This is a genomic window from Epibacterium sp. ABZ3_068 (assembly GCF_056159265.1).
In genome coordinates, this window is sequence record NZ_JBSWUV010000001.1 from 3,484,783 (window position 1) to 3,500,103 (window position 15,321).

Annotated in this window: 10 protein-coding genes; 4 read left to right on the forward strand and 6 right to left on the reverse strand. The window is 56.4% G+C overall.

Annotated features, from left to right (window positions below):
- Positions 1 to 177 precede the first annotated feature (177 nt).
- Positions 178 to 1,470 carry a serine--tRNA ligase gene (gene serS / locus ACXAEW_RS16680; RefSeq protein WP_474942396.1) on the forward strand — a complete coding sequence of 431 codons (1,293 nt, stop codon included), beginning with the start codon at positions 178 to 180 and terminating at the stop codon, positions 1,468 to 1,470.
- A 51-nt stretch (positions 1,471 to 1,521) separates the two neighbouring features.
- On the opposite strand, the gene ACXAEW_RS16685 is transcribed toward serS, so the two are convergent.
- The 5 genes from ACXAEW_RS16685 to ACXAEW_RS16705 all read right to left on the reverse strand — a co-directional run bounded on the left by ACXAEW_RS16685 (position 1,522) and on the right by ACXAEW_RS16705 (position 6,931).
- Complete coding sequence (locus ACXAEW_RS16685; RefSeq protein ID WP_474942397.1) at positions 1,522 to 2,124, reverse strand: helix-hairpin-helix domain-containing protein; 603 nt, start codon at positions 2,122 to 2,124, stop codon at positions 1,522 to 1,524.
- Between the two features lie 60 nt (positions 2,125 to 2,184).
- The gene (locus ACXAEW_RS16690; protein ID WP_474942398.1) at positions 2,185 to 3,144 is read right to left on the reverse strand and encodes a fatty acid desaturase; all 960 of its coding nucleotides are present in this window, start codon (positions 3,142 to 3,144) and stop codon (positions 2,185 to 2,187) included.
- Positions 3,145 to 3,345: 201 nt separating this feature from the next.
- On the reverse strand, positions 3,346 to 4,815 hold the full coding sequence (gene der, locus ACXAEW_RS16695; protein WP_474942399.1) for a ribosome biogenesis GTPase Der: 1,470 nt from the start codon (positions 4,813 to 4,815) through the stop codon (positions 3,346 to 3,348).
- A gap of 50 nt (positions 4,816 to 4,865) precedes the next feature.
- On the reverse strand, positions 4,866 to 6,188 hold the full coding sequence (locus ACXAEW_RS16700; RefSeq protein WP_474942400.1) for a PQQ-like beta-propeller repeat protein: 1,323 nt from the start codon (positions 6,186 to 6,188) through the stop codon (positions 4,866 to 4,868).
- A 92-nt stretch (positions 6,189 to 6,280) separates the two neighbouring features.
- Positions 6,281 to 6,931 (reverse strand): hypothetical protein, encoded by a 651-nt coding sequence (locus ACXAEW_RS16705; RefSeq protein ID WP_474942401.1) that lies wholly within the window; start codon positions 6,929 to 6,931, stop codon positions 6,281 to 6,283.
- A gap of 273 nt (positions 6,932 to 7,204) precedes the next feature.
- On the opposite strand from ACXAEW_RS16705, the gene ACXAEW_RS16710 reads away from it, so the two are divergent.
- Both ACXAEW_RS16710 and ACXAEW_RS16715 read left to right on the forward strand, forming a co-directional pair.
- A complete protein-coding gene (locus ACXAEW_RS16710; RefSeq protein WP_474942402.1) occupies positions 7,205 to 8,443 on the forward strand; it encodes an efflux RND transporter periplasmic adaptor subunit in 1,239 nt (412 codons plus the stop codon).
- Position 8,444: 1 nt separating this feature from the next.
- The gene (locus ACXAEW_RS16715) at positions 8,445 to 12,212 is read left to right on the forward strand and encodes an efflux RND transporter permease subunit (RefSeq protein WP_474942403.1); all 3,768 of its coding nucleotides are present in this window, start codon (positions 8,445 to 8,447) and stop codon (positions 12,210 to 12,212) included.
- A 162-nt stretch (positions 12,213 to 12,374) separates the two neighbouring features.
- On the opposite strand, the gene thiC is transcribed toward ACXAEW_RS16715, so the two are convergent.
- A complete protein-coding gene (gene thiC / locus ACXAEW_RS16720; RefSeq protein WP_474942404.1) occupies positions 12,375 to 14,180 on the reverse strand; it encodes a phosphomethylpyrimidine synthase ThiC in 1,806 nt (601 codons plus the stop codon).
- Positions 14,181 to 14,627: 447 nt separating this feature from the next.
- Between thiC and ACXAEW_RS16725 the strand changes: the two genes are divergently transcribed.
- Positions 14,628 to 15,296, forward strand: a complete 669-nt coding sequence (locus ACXAEW_RS16725) for a Stf0 family sulfotransferase (RefSeq protein ID WP_474942405.1) — start codon at positions 14,628 to 14,630, stop codon at positions 15,294 to 15,296.
- Positions 15,297 to 15,321 lie beyond the last annotated feature (25 nt).

The following is a 15,321-nucleotide window of genomic DNA, read 5'->3' on the forward strand; positions in this document are numbered from 1 at the left end:
CCTATGCTCTGGCTCTGGGCTTTGCAAGGCGGATAGAACGCAACTGATAAACGGATGTTAACGCTGCCTTCTGGTTCAAATGCAGCAAGTTGGCGCTTTGCGTGCCTCTCCCCTTTTCCTTTGCGCATCTGTGCGGCATAGGATGAGGCATTGATTCAATTAGCCAGGAGCAAGACCATGCACGACATTCGCGCAATCCGCGAAAATCCAACCGCCTTCGACGCCGCTTTGGCGCGGCGTGGGGATGCGTCGATCTCGTCTGATATTCTGGCACTGGACGAACAGCGTCGCAGCAAAATTCAGGCTGCCGAAGAAGCACAGGCGGAACAGAACAAGGCTGCCAAGGCCATTGGTGCCGCCAAGGCCAAAGGCGACAACGAAGAATTTGAACGCCTGCGCGCCGCTGTGTCCGAGAAAAAGGCCGAAGTTGCTGCAATGCAGGCAGAGGCCAAAGAGCTGGACGCCAAGCTGACAGATATGCTGGCCCGCATCCCAAACGCGCCTGCTGATGATGTGCCAAATGGCGCAGATGAAGACGACAACGTTGAGGTAAACCGTTGGAGCGAACCTGCAGAGTTTTCGTTCACCCCCAAAGAACACTTTGAGATCAAAGGCGTTGCGGCGTCGATGGATTTTGAAACCGCTGCAAAAATTTCGGGCGCGCGTTTTGTGATGCTGAAAGGGGCGGTTGCCCGTATTCACCGCGCCCTGGCTCAGTTCATGGTCGACACCCATGTGGATGAAAACGGCCTGACTGAGGTGAACTCACCCGTCTTGGTGCGCGATGAGGCCATGTACGGCACCGATAAGCTGCCGAAATTTGGCGAGGACAGCTATCAGACCACAAACGGCTGGTGGCTGGTGCCCACCTCCGAGGTGCCGCTGACCTATTCCGTCGCTGATGAGATGCTGGAAGAAGCAGACCTGCCGCAACGCTACACCGCCCATACCCTGTGTTTCCGCTCCGAAGCAGGCAGCGCCGGGCGTGACACGTCGGGCATGCTGCGCCAGCACCAGTTCGAAAAGGTCGAGATGGTCTCGATCGTGCATCCGGACAAGTCTGACGAAGAACAAAAGCGCATGTTGCGCTGTGCCGAAGGCATTCTGGAGAAACTGGGCGTGCCCTATCGCACTGTGATCCTGTGCACCGGCGACATGGGCTTTGGCGCGCGTCGTACGTTTGACATCGAAGCCTGGGTGCCGGGCCAGAACACCTACCGTGAGATCTCTTCGGTCTCCACCACCGGTGATTTCCAGGCCCGCCGTATGAATGCGCGGTTCAAACCGTCCGAGGGTGGCAAGCCCGAGTTCGTACATACATTGAACGGCTCTGGCCTTGCAGTCGGTCGCTGCCTGATTGCGGTTCTTGAAAACGGCCAGCAAGAAGACGGTTCTGTCAAACTGCCCGAAGCCCTGTCCCCCTATCTGGGCGGCAAACTGACCCTCAGCGCCGAGGGCAAGCTGGTCTGATAACAGACCAGCCACAGCCAAAACGAAGCAACCGGCGCCGCAAGGGGCCGGTTATTTTTTGTCCTTCCGACTTTTCCTGGACCGTTTGGCCGCGAGGATAGACGCGCCCTTTGCCTTCTCACTGGCGATCTCTTTCTTGGCTTTGCCCTTTTTCTTTTTGGCTTTTTTCTTCGCCGTTTCTTTAGCTAGGGCAAATTCAGCCATCAGGGCGGCCGCCTTCTTTTGGGCCTTCTTTGCCTTCTGTTCAGCCTTGGCCGCTTTTTCTTCAGCGGCGGCGCGGGCGGCCTCAGCAACGGCCAGGGCTTCGCTCAATGAAGGTGTTTTGGGTTTTGAGGCCACAGGTTTGGCCACAGGCTTGGCAGCCGAACGCGCGGCCGTCTTGCGGGCGGCTGGTTTTTTCTGGCTGGCTGGTTTGGCAGCCGTTTTACGGGGCACAGCTGTAACCGCAACGGGTTTTGCGCCGCCCCCTTCTGCCGCCACAGCCGCCGCCGCGGCTTCTTTTAACTTAGGGGCACGACGCGCGCCGATACCGGGAATTTCCGAAAGTTCCCCAATGCTCAGACTTGCAATTGCCTCTGCCGATGTCAGCTTGTTAGCCGTCAGCGCCTTTGCCAATGCCGGCCCGACGCCTGCAATTTTCAACAGCGTTGTCATCTCCCTGCTCCTTTCAACCGTGATAGTTTTATTGACGAAATGACGTCATAATATCATCTATCATAAGTGTTTTGGAAAGGGGACAAGACGTTTTTTCTCTTCATCCCAAAGTTTGAGGGTCAAAGCGCGGATTGCTTCGCTGAACTTTATACGCCTGGGCGCGACGTCATCGGGCAGACTGTAGTGACAGCGGCGCAGCCTGTAGGACGGTATACGGGCATTGAAGTGGTGGATATCGTGCAACGTGATATTGGCCACCATCATGTCAAAGAACCAACCAAAGTCGAGACAGGAAGATCCTTCCAAGGCGGCTTCAACCGGGTTCAGATCGGGGCGTCGGTCCCAATAAGTATCTTCAAAGTTATGTTGCAGATACACAAGCAAAACGCCGATCATCCCGCCCAGGAATGAGAACGCCAGCCAGATCAAAACCCCTTCTGCACCCGCCAATCGAAACAGGGTGTAAAGAAGAGAGACGATGACCAGGTTATGCGCCAAAACGCCTACAACACCGAACCGCAGCGTGTTCTTGGGCCAACGATACCGGACAAAATAGATAAAGGCGGCCCCCAGCGGTACCAGAATGAAAGGGCTGCGATACAGACGATAAAGCAGTCTGCTTTGCCAATTCGCGGTTTCCCATTCTGCCAACGTCATAGTGTGAATTTCGCCGGAGTCTCGATGTTCAAGATTTCCAACGTATGAATGATGCAGGTTGTGGTTCTGCTTCATCACCTCAAACGGCGCAAAAGTAAAAGGGGACAGAACGTGACCCGCAATTTCGTTCTGCAACCGGGTCTCGAACAGCGAGTGGTGCCCGGTATCATGTTGCAAAACATAAAGACGCACCGCTGCAAAGGAGAAGACCACTCCGGCTGGCAGCATCAGATACCAATGTTCCATTTGGGTAATGGCAACATAAAGCGACAGGAAGTAAACGGCAAAAGTTCCGAAATAACTGGCAGCGGCCAGCCGATTGTCTTTATCGCAAAATTTCCGTGTATGTGCGCGCAAATCCATCCAAGCACCTGCTCACGATCAACAAAACATAAAATAGGCCTTCACCAGTCAAGTTTCTACACCTGGCCCTCTATTTTGTTACCCCCACCAAATTGGATGAGCGATGTTTTGCGTGCCCCCTTTTGGAGAGGTGACTAAACAACAAATGAGGGCGCCCGATTAGAGCGCCCGCACATTATTAATGTTCTTGCCGAAAGTAGGTTAGCTTCTGCGCCCTTCCAGGTGCTTTCGCAGCTTTGATGGAGGAGCTTTTTTGCGCCCTTTATAGGGGTTTTTATCGCCCTGACCGCGCAGTGTCAGACGGATCGGCGTTCCCGGCATTTCAAAATCCTGCCGCAGCCCATTCACCAAATAGCGGGAATATGCCGCCGGAACCTTATCGGGATGCGAACACATCACAACAAATCCCGGTGGGCGGGTTTTGGCTTGGGTTATGTAACGCATCTTGATCCGCTTGCCCTGCGGTGCAGGCGGCGGGTGCTGTTCCAACATCCCGGTCAGCCAGCGATTGAGTGCAGCAGTGGGAATACGGCGGTTCCAGACTTTATACGCCCGGATGATGGCATCGTTCAGACGATCCAGACCCCGACCCGTTTTGGCAGAAACCGTAATCAGAGGCGCGCCACGCAGCTGCGGCAGGAGACGTTCAAAACTCTCTTTCAGAGTTTTCAGCTTCTCCTGCTTTTCATCCTCGACGTCCCATTTGTTGACGGCGATGATCACGGCGCGCCCTTCCCGTTCGGCCAGATCCGCAATGCGCAGGTCTTGTTGCTCGAACGGGATCGCAGCGTCGAGCAGGACCACCACAACCTCAGCAAACTTGACCGCACGCAGACCGTCCGAGACAGACAGCTTTTCCAGTTTTTCCTGGACCTTTGCCTTTTTGCGCATACCAGCGGTGTCAAAAATCCGCATTGGCACGTCGTTCCACTCGACCTTCAGGGAGATGGCATCACGGGTAATCCCTGCTTCGGGGCCGGTCAGCAGACGATCTTCGCCAAGGATCTTGTTGATCAGAGTGGATTTGCCCGCATTAGGGCGTCCGATGACGGCAACCTGCAATGGTTTCTCTGCGGTTGGCATCGGGACTTCATATTCAGTCTCTTCGTCCCAGTCGTCTTCGTCCTCCAGGTCCACATCGACAACAGGATTGTTGTCCACGGCCTGGGCTTCAAATTTCTCCGCCAGCGGCATCAGGACAGAATACAGATCCGGCATGCCTTCACCGTGTTCACCAGACAGGCGCAACGGCTCTCCCAGACCCAGCCCATAGGCTTCCAACACGCCAGCCTCGGCTGCATTGCCTTCAGCCTTGTTTGCCGCGAGGATCACATGAGCGGACTTGCGGCGCAGAATATCGGCAAAGAGCTCATCTGTTGGCGTCACACCGGTACGGGCATCAATCATAAACAGGCAGATATCGGCCATATCCACCGCACGTTCGGTCAGACGGCGCATCCGCCCTTCCAGCGAATTGTCGGTGGCGTCCTCCAAACCGGCGGTGTCGATCACGGTGAACCGCAGATCGCCAAGCTTGCCTTCCCCCTCGCGCAGGTCACGGGTCACCCCCGGTTGATCATCGACCAGAGCCAGCTTTTTTCCAACCAAACGGTTGAACAGGGTTGATTTGCCCACGTTTGGGCGGCCCACAATGGCCAGGGTAAAGGACATGGTTTCACACTTTCAGCGGTATCAGACGCGCCCCATAGCGCATCTTTGCGTCAACGGAAAGCGTGGAGTTCGCCTTTGGTCGACACAACGTATAGAGTTTGGCCTGCAACAACAGGTGCCGTGGTGGCTCCTCCGTCGATTTCCACCTGACGTTTCAGGCTGCCATCAGTCGGGTCGTAAAATCGCAGAAAACCGTCATTGGACGCAACAATAACCTGACCGCCAGCCAAAACCGGACCGTAGCTTGCAACCACTTCCCCCCGTTTGCGCGGTTTGTCTTTGACAAAACCCGGCAGTCGAACGGACCAGATGACCTCTCCTGTGTCAGCGTCAAGACGCAGAAGACGGTTTGTATCACTTACCTGGAACAGGCTGCCCCCGGCCGGCCAGACAGGACCCAACGCACCTTCGCGCGCCGTCCAGATACGCAGGCCGCTTTCAGCGTCAAAGGCCGCGGTGCGTCCGCCGTGGTTGCCCACAAAGATCCGTTTCCCTACAACAACCGGACCGCCGGTGACATCGTTGATCGTGCCAACCGTGCTGCCGGTCCGTTCGCCCCCGATAGAGGCATTCCAACGCTGGAACCCACCTTTGCGGAAAGTCGCCGTCAAATCACCAGAACCAAAGGCAAATACAGCCAGGTCTTTGGTCAACACCGGCGCCGGAGCCCCGAGGACATTGGCGGGACTTGGGGTTGCCTTGATCTGCCAGGCAATGCGGCCGTCCTTGCTGCGGATCGCCCAACCGGTGTCGTCGCCAGCCACAAGATACACCAATCCATCCCGCACCAGCGGTTGACCGGATCCGGTTGCATCCAGCTCCTGACGCCAAATTTCTTCACCGCTGGACGCCTTGATTGCGGTCAGAACCCCAAAGCCGGAGGAGACGTAAACAACGCCATTGTCAAAAGCGAGGCCACCGCCGGTTGCCTGGCCTTCGTCATCGGTAGACGGGATAATATCTGTTTGCCAAAGGATCTGACCCGACGGCGCAACCGCAGACACTTTGCCGCCACTGTCCAGCGTGTAGATACGACCATCGCCCACAATGGGCTGCGCTGTAATCCGCTGGCGACGTTCATCACCCGTTCCAATGCTGACAGACCAAATCTGGGACGGAGCCGCAGACAAAGCCGGATGAGCCGTACGGAACTGCGCGGTCCCATGCGACTGCGGCCAGGACTTGTTATTTGTCTGCTGCGCCAGCTTGATCGCGCGGGACTGGTTTTCAGTCTTTACCACCTCATCCGGGCGGATGGGTTCGCGGACCCCCTGCAGAACCGCTTCTTTTTCGGTACATCCAACAAGGACCAGCGCAAAAGCGGTGCCACATAGAATGTGACCCAATCGGGAAATCGAGAACGCCTGTTTCATTACCGGCCCTTTGTCTTCGAACGTCAGCGGTTTTTTCACACAAAGTGAGGCGGTTAATCAACCTTCGTTAATCATCCGCCCAAAGCAGTCTTTTACTGAGGCACACCGCCAAGCGCCACGATAAGCTGGCGCGCGCGGTCCTGGAGGTCCACAGATGTCGTTGCGTCATCCAGCAAAGTCTGCAGAAGCGCAATCGCCGCTTCGGTGTTGCCCCCTTCTATTTCCAGAAGCGCCAGCTGCTCAGCAGCCAGATGCGCAAGCGGCGCACCAGGCGCCGCCAATGCGTTGAATTGCAGACGACGTTCATCAATGCTGAGCGCATCTCCCTGCAATGTCAGCGCTTTGAAGGAGGCGATGTGACGATAGACCACATCCACATCACCATTGGAAGCAATCCCCTGATACAGTGAAATTGCGTCCTGGGTGGAACCAGCTTCGACAAAAGCACCTGCACGAGCCATATCGACCAGCATCTGCTGAGCCACGTCTTCTGCTGAAACATTTGCCAGCAGCGCCGCACGCTCAACCGCTTCAGCGGGTTCCAGTGCTTTGATCATTGCATCGCCTAGCTCCTGCGCGGAAGCCTCTTCCTTGGCGCGGTTAATCTCGCGGAACGCGGTTCCTCCAACGATTGCGACCACCAATACGGCACCAATCCAACCATAACGGCGCAAAACCTGATATAGCCGGTCGCGGCGGACCTCTTCGGTCACCTCGTCGATGAAACTGTCGGTATCGCTCATCCGGAACTCCCTTCGGATTGCCGAAACGGGTCGGCACGTCTGCAAGCTGTCGGGACGTCTTACCCTGCCCTTTTGTCTAAGCCAAGTGGCGCGATGTCGTGCAGGCCGCAAGAAAAATGTATCTTTGCGTTTCAAATGTGATCTAAACTACTTAGTTTAGAACGGTCTGTGCATATACGGAACCTGCCGAGTTTCGATTCGCGCGAATCTACTGTCTGGAAAGCCCATTTCTTATCGAAGTTGCGCTGTCCCATTTTTACAGGACTCACGACTATGCGTCTCATACCCATTTTGACCGCCATTCTTGTTACGGCGTTCCTTTACATGCTCGTGATTGAGCGCGATTCTCTACTCGCCTTTGCGCGCAACACCGACGAGACCGCAACCGAGGCGCAAGCAGAAGAAGCAACAGACGCGGAGACAGTTCCAGAAGCCGGCGAAAAACGTGTACGTGTTGTTGCAATTCAAAGCACCGCCCGCGAGATCGACAGCGCCGTGGTCCTAAGAGGGCGCACCGAAGCAAAGCGCCAGGTTGAGGTGCGCGCCGAGACAACCGCGACCGTGATCAACCCGCCGCTGCGCAAGGGCATGCAGGTCAAGGCCGGAGAGGAGCTCTGCGTTCTGGATCCCGGCACACGCCCGGCGCAGCTGTCAGAAGCGCGCGCACGCCTGTCAGAAGCCAAGGCAAAACAGCCGGAAGCGCAGGCGCGTTTGGAAGAAGCGCATGCCTTGCTGAAGGAAGCTGAAATCAACTTGGTCGCGGCACAGAAACTGTCCGAAGGCGGTTTTGCCTCTGAAACACGTTTGGCCGCAGCCGAAGCCGCCGAGCGCACGGCGGTCGCAGCCATTGCAAGCGCACAATCCGGACTGGAAACATCTGCCGCCGGCGTTGAAGCCGCCGCTGCAACCGTTAGCGAAGCCGAAAAGGAAATGGATCGCCTGACCATCAAGGCCCCGTTTGACGGCCTGCTGGAAAGCGACACCGCAGAGCTTGGCAGCTTGATGCAACCGGGCGAACTTTGCGCCACTGTTATCCAGCTGGATGAAATCAAACTGGTTGGCTATGTCCCGGAGGCGGAAGTCGACCGCGTCGCAGTTGGGGCCATTGCCACGGCTACACTGGCCACAGGCGCTGATGTTCAGGGTCAGGTGACCTTTGTCAGCCGCTCAGCCGACCCTGAAACCCGTACGTTTGAGATCGACATCGTTGTCGCGAACCCCGATCTGAAGATCCGCGACGGTCAGACAGCAGACATCGTCATTGCCGCCGATGGCGCGCAGGCGCACAAGCTGCCTCAATCGTCACTCACCCTGAACAAAGACGGTCGCCTGGGCGTTCGCATCGTTGGCGCGGACAGCAAGGTCGAATTTGTACCGGTAAAGCTGTTGCGGGACGAAATCGACGGGGTATGGCTGGCCGGTCTACCGGACAAGGCAGACGTAATTGTTGTTGGTCAGGATTTTGTAACTCACGGCGTATCCGTGGTCGCCACATACAAAGAGGCGTTCTGAGATGACAGGCATTGTAAACTGGGCTGCTGATCGCGCCCGAATGGTGATCGCCTTTATCGTGATCTCCCTTCTGGTGGGGGGCTTTGCCTATTCTGCGCTTCCCAAGGAAGGTGAGCCGGATATTGAAATCCCGGCTATCTTTATCTCGGTCCCCTTCCCCGGCATTTCTGCCGAAGATTCTGAGACATTGCTGGTTAAAGTGATGGAAACGGAGCTGTCCGATCTGGACGGTTTGGACACGATGACGTCAACCGCTGCGGAAGGCTATGCCGGTGTCGCACTGGAGTTTGACTTTGGCTGGGATAAAACGGCCATCATCGCCGACATCCGCGACGCCATGGATACGGCCGAGGCCGAGTTTCCGGAAGGTGCCGAGAAGTACACGATTACCGAAATCAACTTCTCTGAATTCCCGATCGTGATTGTGAACCTGACCGGTGATGTGCCGGAACGGACGATGACACGAATTGCCAATAACCTGCAGGACGATCTGGAATCCCTGGATGCCGTTCTGGAAGCGGGCATCGCGGGCAAGCGCGAAGAGATGGTGGAAGTGATCATCGACCCGCTGCGGCTGGAAGCCTATAACGTCACCGCGCTTGAACTGATCGAGGTGGTCCAGAACAACAACCAGCTGATCGCGGCCGGTGAAGTGGACACAGAACAAGGCGCCTTTTCCGTCAAGATTCCGTCGACCTTTGACGAGGTGCAGGATATCTATGAGCTGCCGATCAAGACCAACGGCGACCGTGTGGTAACCCTCGGAGAATTGGCAGAGATCAACTTTACCTTTGAAGACCGCGAAGGCACTGCACGGTTTGATGGTGAAAACACCATCGCGTTGCAGGTTGTAAAGCGCAAAGGGTTCAACCTGATCGACACCGTTGCGAAGGTCAAGGAAACCATAGAGGTGTCAAAGTCCCGCTGGCCGGAGGAGTTGCAGACCGCAATCACCGTCGGCACATCTAACGACCAAAGCTACAAGGTCGGATCTATGGTCAGCCAGCTGGAGGGCTCGGTCCTGACGGCAATCGCTCTGGTTATGATTGTGGTTCTGTCGGCGCTTGGCAGCCGCGCGGCCCTGCTGGTCGGTTTTGCCATCCCAACGTCATTCCTGTTGTGCTTTGCCTTCCTTGCACTGATGGGGATCACCATTTCAAACATCGTGATGTTCGGCCTGATCCTTGCGGTGGGCATGCTCGTGGACGGCGCGATTGTTGTGGTGGAATACGCCGACAAACGCATCAAAGAAGGCGTGGGCCCCATGCACGCCTATGTAGAGGCCGCAAAACGCATGTTCTGGCCGATCGTGTCCTCTACGGCGACCACGCTCTGCGCCTTCTTACCGATGCTGTTCTGGCCCGGCGTTCCGGGTGAGTTCATGGGTATGCTGCCTGTGACGCTGATCTTTGTTCTGTCGGCCTCGCTGATTGTGGCGCTGATCTACCTGCCGGTTATGGGCGGCGTCTCTGGCCGTATGAGCCGCAGCTTTGGCTTTATGGCTGATTTCCTGCGGGCAAAGCTGCCGTGGATCGTCCGTGCGCTGCTGGTGCCCGTTTCGCTCTTTGGTATGTTTGCCGGTGCTATGCAGATGCTGAATCCGGCCTACCTTATGCCGGAAGGGTCTTCGGGCATCGGTCCGATGCTTTTAGGTGCCGTCGTGTTTTCCATTTCGGCTTTTGCGGCATCCGTAACCTTGTCCGCGGTGGAGCGTCAGGCACCGGAAGAGAAGCCCCAATCGGGCTTCCGACTGAACGGCTTTGGCTGGATTATCAAAATGATCGTCGGCAATCCTGTTATGCCGCTTGTCATGATCCTTATTGTGGGCTTCGGCATTTCCAAAGTGTTCACAGCCTTTGGCGAAAACAACTATGGTGTTGAGTTCTTTGTCGAGACGGAGCCAGAGCAAGCCACCGCCTATGTGCGCGCTCGGGGGAACCTGTCGCTGACTGAAAAGGACGAGATGGTCCGGATTGCGGAGAATGTGATTTCCCAGCATCCGGCCGTAGTCAACGTCTTCTCCTTTGCGGGCGATGGCGGCCTTGACACCGACAGCTCTGGCGCTTCCGTTCCGCCTGACACAGTGGGCCAGGTTCAATTCGAAATTATCCCGTGGAACGAACGCCCCAAAGAAAAGGAAAGCGTCCTGAACGGCTGGTTCACGCGCGAAGTGACGGCGTCAGAATATGACGGTGACTTTGTCATGGACCAGCTCAATGAAATGGTCGCTGATATTCCCGGCTTTATTGTCGAGCTGCGCGCCCTCGAAGATGGTCCATCTTCCGGTAAACCTGTGCACCTTCGGATCAAAGGGGACGACTGGGGACCATTGCGGGAAGCAACCCGGATTGCTCGAGAAAAATTCGACGAGACCCCGGGCCTGATGCAGCAGGAAGACAGCTTGCCCCTGCCCGGTATCGACTGGGAGATCGACGTGGATGTGGCCCGCGCTGGACGCTATGGCGCGGATGTTGCAACTGTTGGCGCGATGGTCCAGCTGGTGACACGTGGTATTCTGCTGGACGAGATGCGCACCGACAGTTCGGACGAAGAAAGCGAAATCCGCGTACGTTTGCCTGCCGAAGATCGTGTCCTGTCGACGCTGGATACGCTGAAGGTGCCGACCCCGGGCGGCCCGGTCCCCCTGTCCAACTTCATCACCCGGAAACCGGTTCCAAAAATCGCCCAGATCGACCGCGTTGACCAACAGCGGTACTATGATGTGAAAGCCGATTTTGAACCAGGACTGACCGCGCTTGTTCTGGGAGAAGGCGATGAAGCAAATGAGCTGGCGCTGTTGAAATTGGTCGAAGGCAATGGTGACGCAACGTTGACGGCTCCAAACGGCAATCGGTTCAACATTGCCGCCTTGACCGGCGCTCAAAATGCCGAAGAGGTCAAAGACGCGCTGGAAAACGGTGGGCGCCTGGAGGCCGTTAATGCCAACGAGCGTATTGCCGCCCTGACAAAGTGGCTGGAAACAGGTCCTTTTGACAAATCCATCGCATGGGAATGGACCGGCGACCAGGAAGAGCAAGAGGAATCCGGTGCCTTCCTGTCCAAAGCCTTCGCAGGTGCTTTGGCGCTGATGTTCGTGATCCTGCTGGCGCAGTTCAACAGTTTCTATAACTCGATCCTGGTGCTTTTGGCGGTTATCCTGTCCACCACCGGGGTGTTGATCGGCATGATGGTCATGCAGCAGCCCTTCTCGATCATTATGACCGGGACCGGGATCGTTGCTCTGGCGGGGATCGTGGTGAACAACAATATTGTTCTGATCGACACCTATCAGGAATACAGCCAGCAGATGCCGCGGATCGAGGCGATCATTCGCACCACACAACAGCGGATCCGCCCTGTTCTGCTGACCACCATTACCACAATGGCCGGTCTGGCACCGATGATGTTTGGCCTCAGCCTTGACTTCATCAATGGCGGCTACACCATCGACAGCCCAACCGCGCTGTGGTGGAAACAGCTGGCCACGGCGGTGGTCTTTGGATTGGGTATCGCAACGGTCCTGACATTGATTGTGACGCCATCGCTTCTGGCAATCCGCATCTGGATCACCACTTATGCGGCCGCCCTTGGACGTGTCCTTGCACGCCTGTCGAGTGCGTCCCCCTCTTCGGAGCGCGAAACAGCTCTGAACACCAAGGCGCTGGCGGAGACTGAAATCCTTTGGGAGGACGGCACTCTTCGCAAGTCCCAAGCGGAGAAGCCGTCAGATCCGACAAACCCCAGCCAGCCTTTGCGCGCTGCTGAGTAACGCCCCCAAACACTCGCACTCGCAAAAAGAAAGCCCCGCCAGAGATCCTGGTGGGGCTTTCACTTTTCCGGCTGTGACGCACCAGAACTACTGGCCAAACCTTAAAGGCCAAAACCTGAGCTGCTCAAAGGCCGGCTTATTCCGGCACGAGCCACCCCGCCCCTAGGCGTCTTCTGCGTGCAGCGGCACATAAAGTTCGCCACCCTCGCGGAATTTCGCGGCCATTGCCTCCATGCCTTCCTTCTGGGCTTCAGCGCGAATGTCATGGCTGATCCGCATAGAGCAGAACTTGGGGCCGCACATGGAGCAGAAATGGGCCACCTTATGCGCCTCTTTGGGTAAGGTCTGATCGTGGTACTCTCGGGCTGTATCCGGATCCAGAGACAGGTTGAACTGATCCTCCCAGCGGAATTCAAACCGCGCCCGTGACAGGGCATCATCACGACGTTGCGCACCTGGCAGCCCTTTGGCCAGATCAGCCGCATGAGCCGCAATTTTGTAGGTGATCACACCCGTCTTCACATCATCGCGGTCCGGCAGGCCCAGATGCTCCTTGGGCGTCACGTAACATAGCATAGCACAGCCGAACCAACCGATCATGGCCGCGCCAATGCCGGATGTGATATGGTCATAGCCCGGCGCAATATCCGTGGTGAGCGGCCCAAGCGTATAGAACGGAGCCTCGTGACAGCACTCCAATTGCTTATCCATATTCTCCTTGATCTTGTGCATGGCCACATGGCCGGGCCCTTCGATCATCACCTGACAATCCTTGGCCCAGGCGATCTTGGTCAGTTCCCCAAGCGTTTCCAACTCTGCAAACTGTGCCGCGTCATTGGCGTCAGCAATTGATCCCGGGCGCAGCCCGTCCCCCAATGAGAAGGAGACATCATATTGTCGGCAGAGGTCGCAGATCTCCGCAAAATGCTCATACAGGAAGCTCTCCTTGTGATGGTGCAAACACCACTTGGCCATGATCGAACCGCCGCGCGAAACAATGCCTGTAACCCGCTCGGCTGTCATCGGCACCATATGCAGTCGCACACCTGCATGGATGGTAAAGTAATCCACCCCCTGCTCTGCCTGTTCGATCAGCGTGTCGCGGAACACCTCCCACGTCAGGTCCTCGGCTATGCCGTTCACCTTTTCAAGCGCCTGATAGATCGGAACAGTGCCGATGGGCACCGGGGAATTGCGGATGATCCATTCGCGGGTGTTGTGGATGTTGCGGCCGGTCGACAGATCCATCACCGTATCAGCGCCCCAGCGGATCGCCCAGACGAGCTTGTCGACCTCCTCCTCCATTGACGAGGTAACGGCCGAAGTTCCCATATTGGCGTTGATCTTCACAAGGAAGTTGCGCCCGATGATCATCGGCTCCAGCTCAGGATGATTGATATTGGCCGGGATAATGGCGCGCCCCGCTGCAATTTCCTGACGGACGAATTCCGGCGTCACATAGTCGGGGATATTGGCCCCGAAATCATTGCCATCGCGCACTGCGTGGCAAGGCGAGGTCTCCCGCAACTGGTTTTCGCGGATCGCAACAAACTCCATCTCGGGAGTGATAATACCGGCGCGGGCATAGGCAAGCTGTGTTGGCGCTACATCAGAAGATCCGCGCAAAGGATTGGGAACGCGTGGAAATTCAGCAACCAGACGAACCCCTTCGACAAAGCCGTTATCCTCGGGCTTGACCGCGCGGCCCTGGTACTCTTCCACATCACCTCGCGTGCGGATCCAGTCTGCACGCAGCGGCTTTAGCCCTTCGCGAATATCCGTCAAGATCTCGGGGTCTGTATAAGGGCCAGAGCTGTCATAGACCGGAAGGGGTGCCTCCCCTGCGGTCGGATGGGTTGAAATCTCGCGCATGGGAACGCGGATTTCGGGATGTATCTCGCCCGGTACATAGATCTTGCGCGAGGCAGGTAAACCACCTGTCGTGATTTTGGGATTGGGGACATTCATGTGGTGCTCCTCCAGCAAAAACCGCAAGATGCGGCTACAAAGGTCACCAGCGATTTTGGGCGGGAGGCATCCGGGCTGTACAGGGGCCCGGCGGGTCAAAGAGCGCGCGGTCCGAGGCCGTACAATCCCCGTTTCACGATCCCTTTTAGCTTCCTACGCCAGTCTCAACTGGGTCAGGTTCAAAGGGTCGCGTCACCGGTGCGTTTCAACACCTGTCAGCCTCTCAGTCCCCTCGGCGGGACTCCCCTGCGTGCGCTCTGGGTAACAAGCAGAACGTGTAAGCGTCAACAAAGTTATCGCGGAGATCAGCGGCTTCTGGTATACCCTATCAGGGAAGACACTCAGGTCGAATTATACAAATCGTCTTAAATTCATTAAGTTAGATGGTTAACCTCACCTTAACTTAAACGCATTTTGCGTTTGCAAAAAACTTAATTGGTAGGCCCAATGCTGCGTTTCAAAAGCTATTTCATTTGTACGTCGCCACGCAGCGGCAGCACATTGCTTTGCAAAATGCTCGCTGCAACCGGTGTTGCAGGGACGCCAAAATCCTACTTTCACGGTCCATCGCTCGCGGATTGGGAACAAGATCTCAACTTAACATCGGAGCCACAAGAGCAGTCAGACATTCAGCGCTTTTCGAAAGTTTTGTCCGAGATACAGGAGCGCGCACGTGGGCGCAGTGATATCGCTGGGATCAGGCTTCAACGGCACAGTTTCGATGCATTTGAACGCCACATGTCGCAGCTCTTTTCTACACACGTCCGCACATCCGAGCAGATAGAGCAAATCTTTGGGCCGACCCTTTTTGTGTATCTGACGCGGAAAGACAAGGTTGCGCAGGCTGTGTCCTATGTGAAGGCACAGCAAACAGGTCTGTGGCATCGAGCCGCAAATGGCGATGAACTGGAACGCATCGCCCCGCCAGCGGATCCGGTTTTCGACCCTGTGGCCATTGCGGATACGGTGGACACGATGGAGCAATACGACCGGGACTGGAAAAACTGGTTTCAGCGTGAAGGGATAACGCCACATGAGATACAATACGACGCGTTGAGCACGGCCCCCCATCATATTTTGGCGGAGGCTTGGCTGCGCGCCAGAAATGGCCTTTGACATCGATATTCCGGTAGCACCGCTC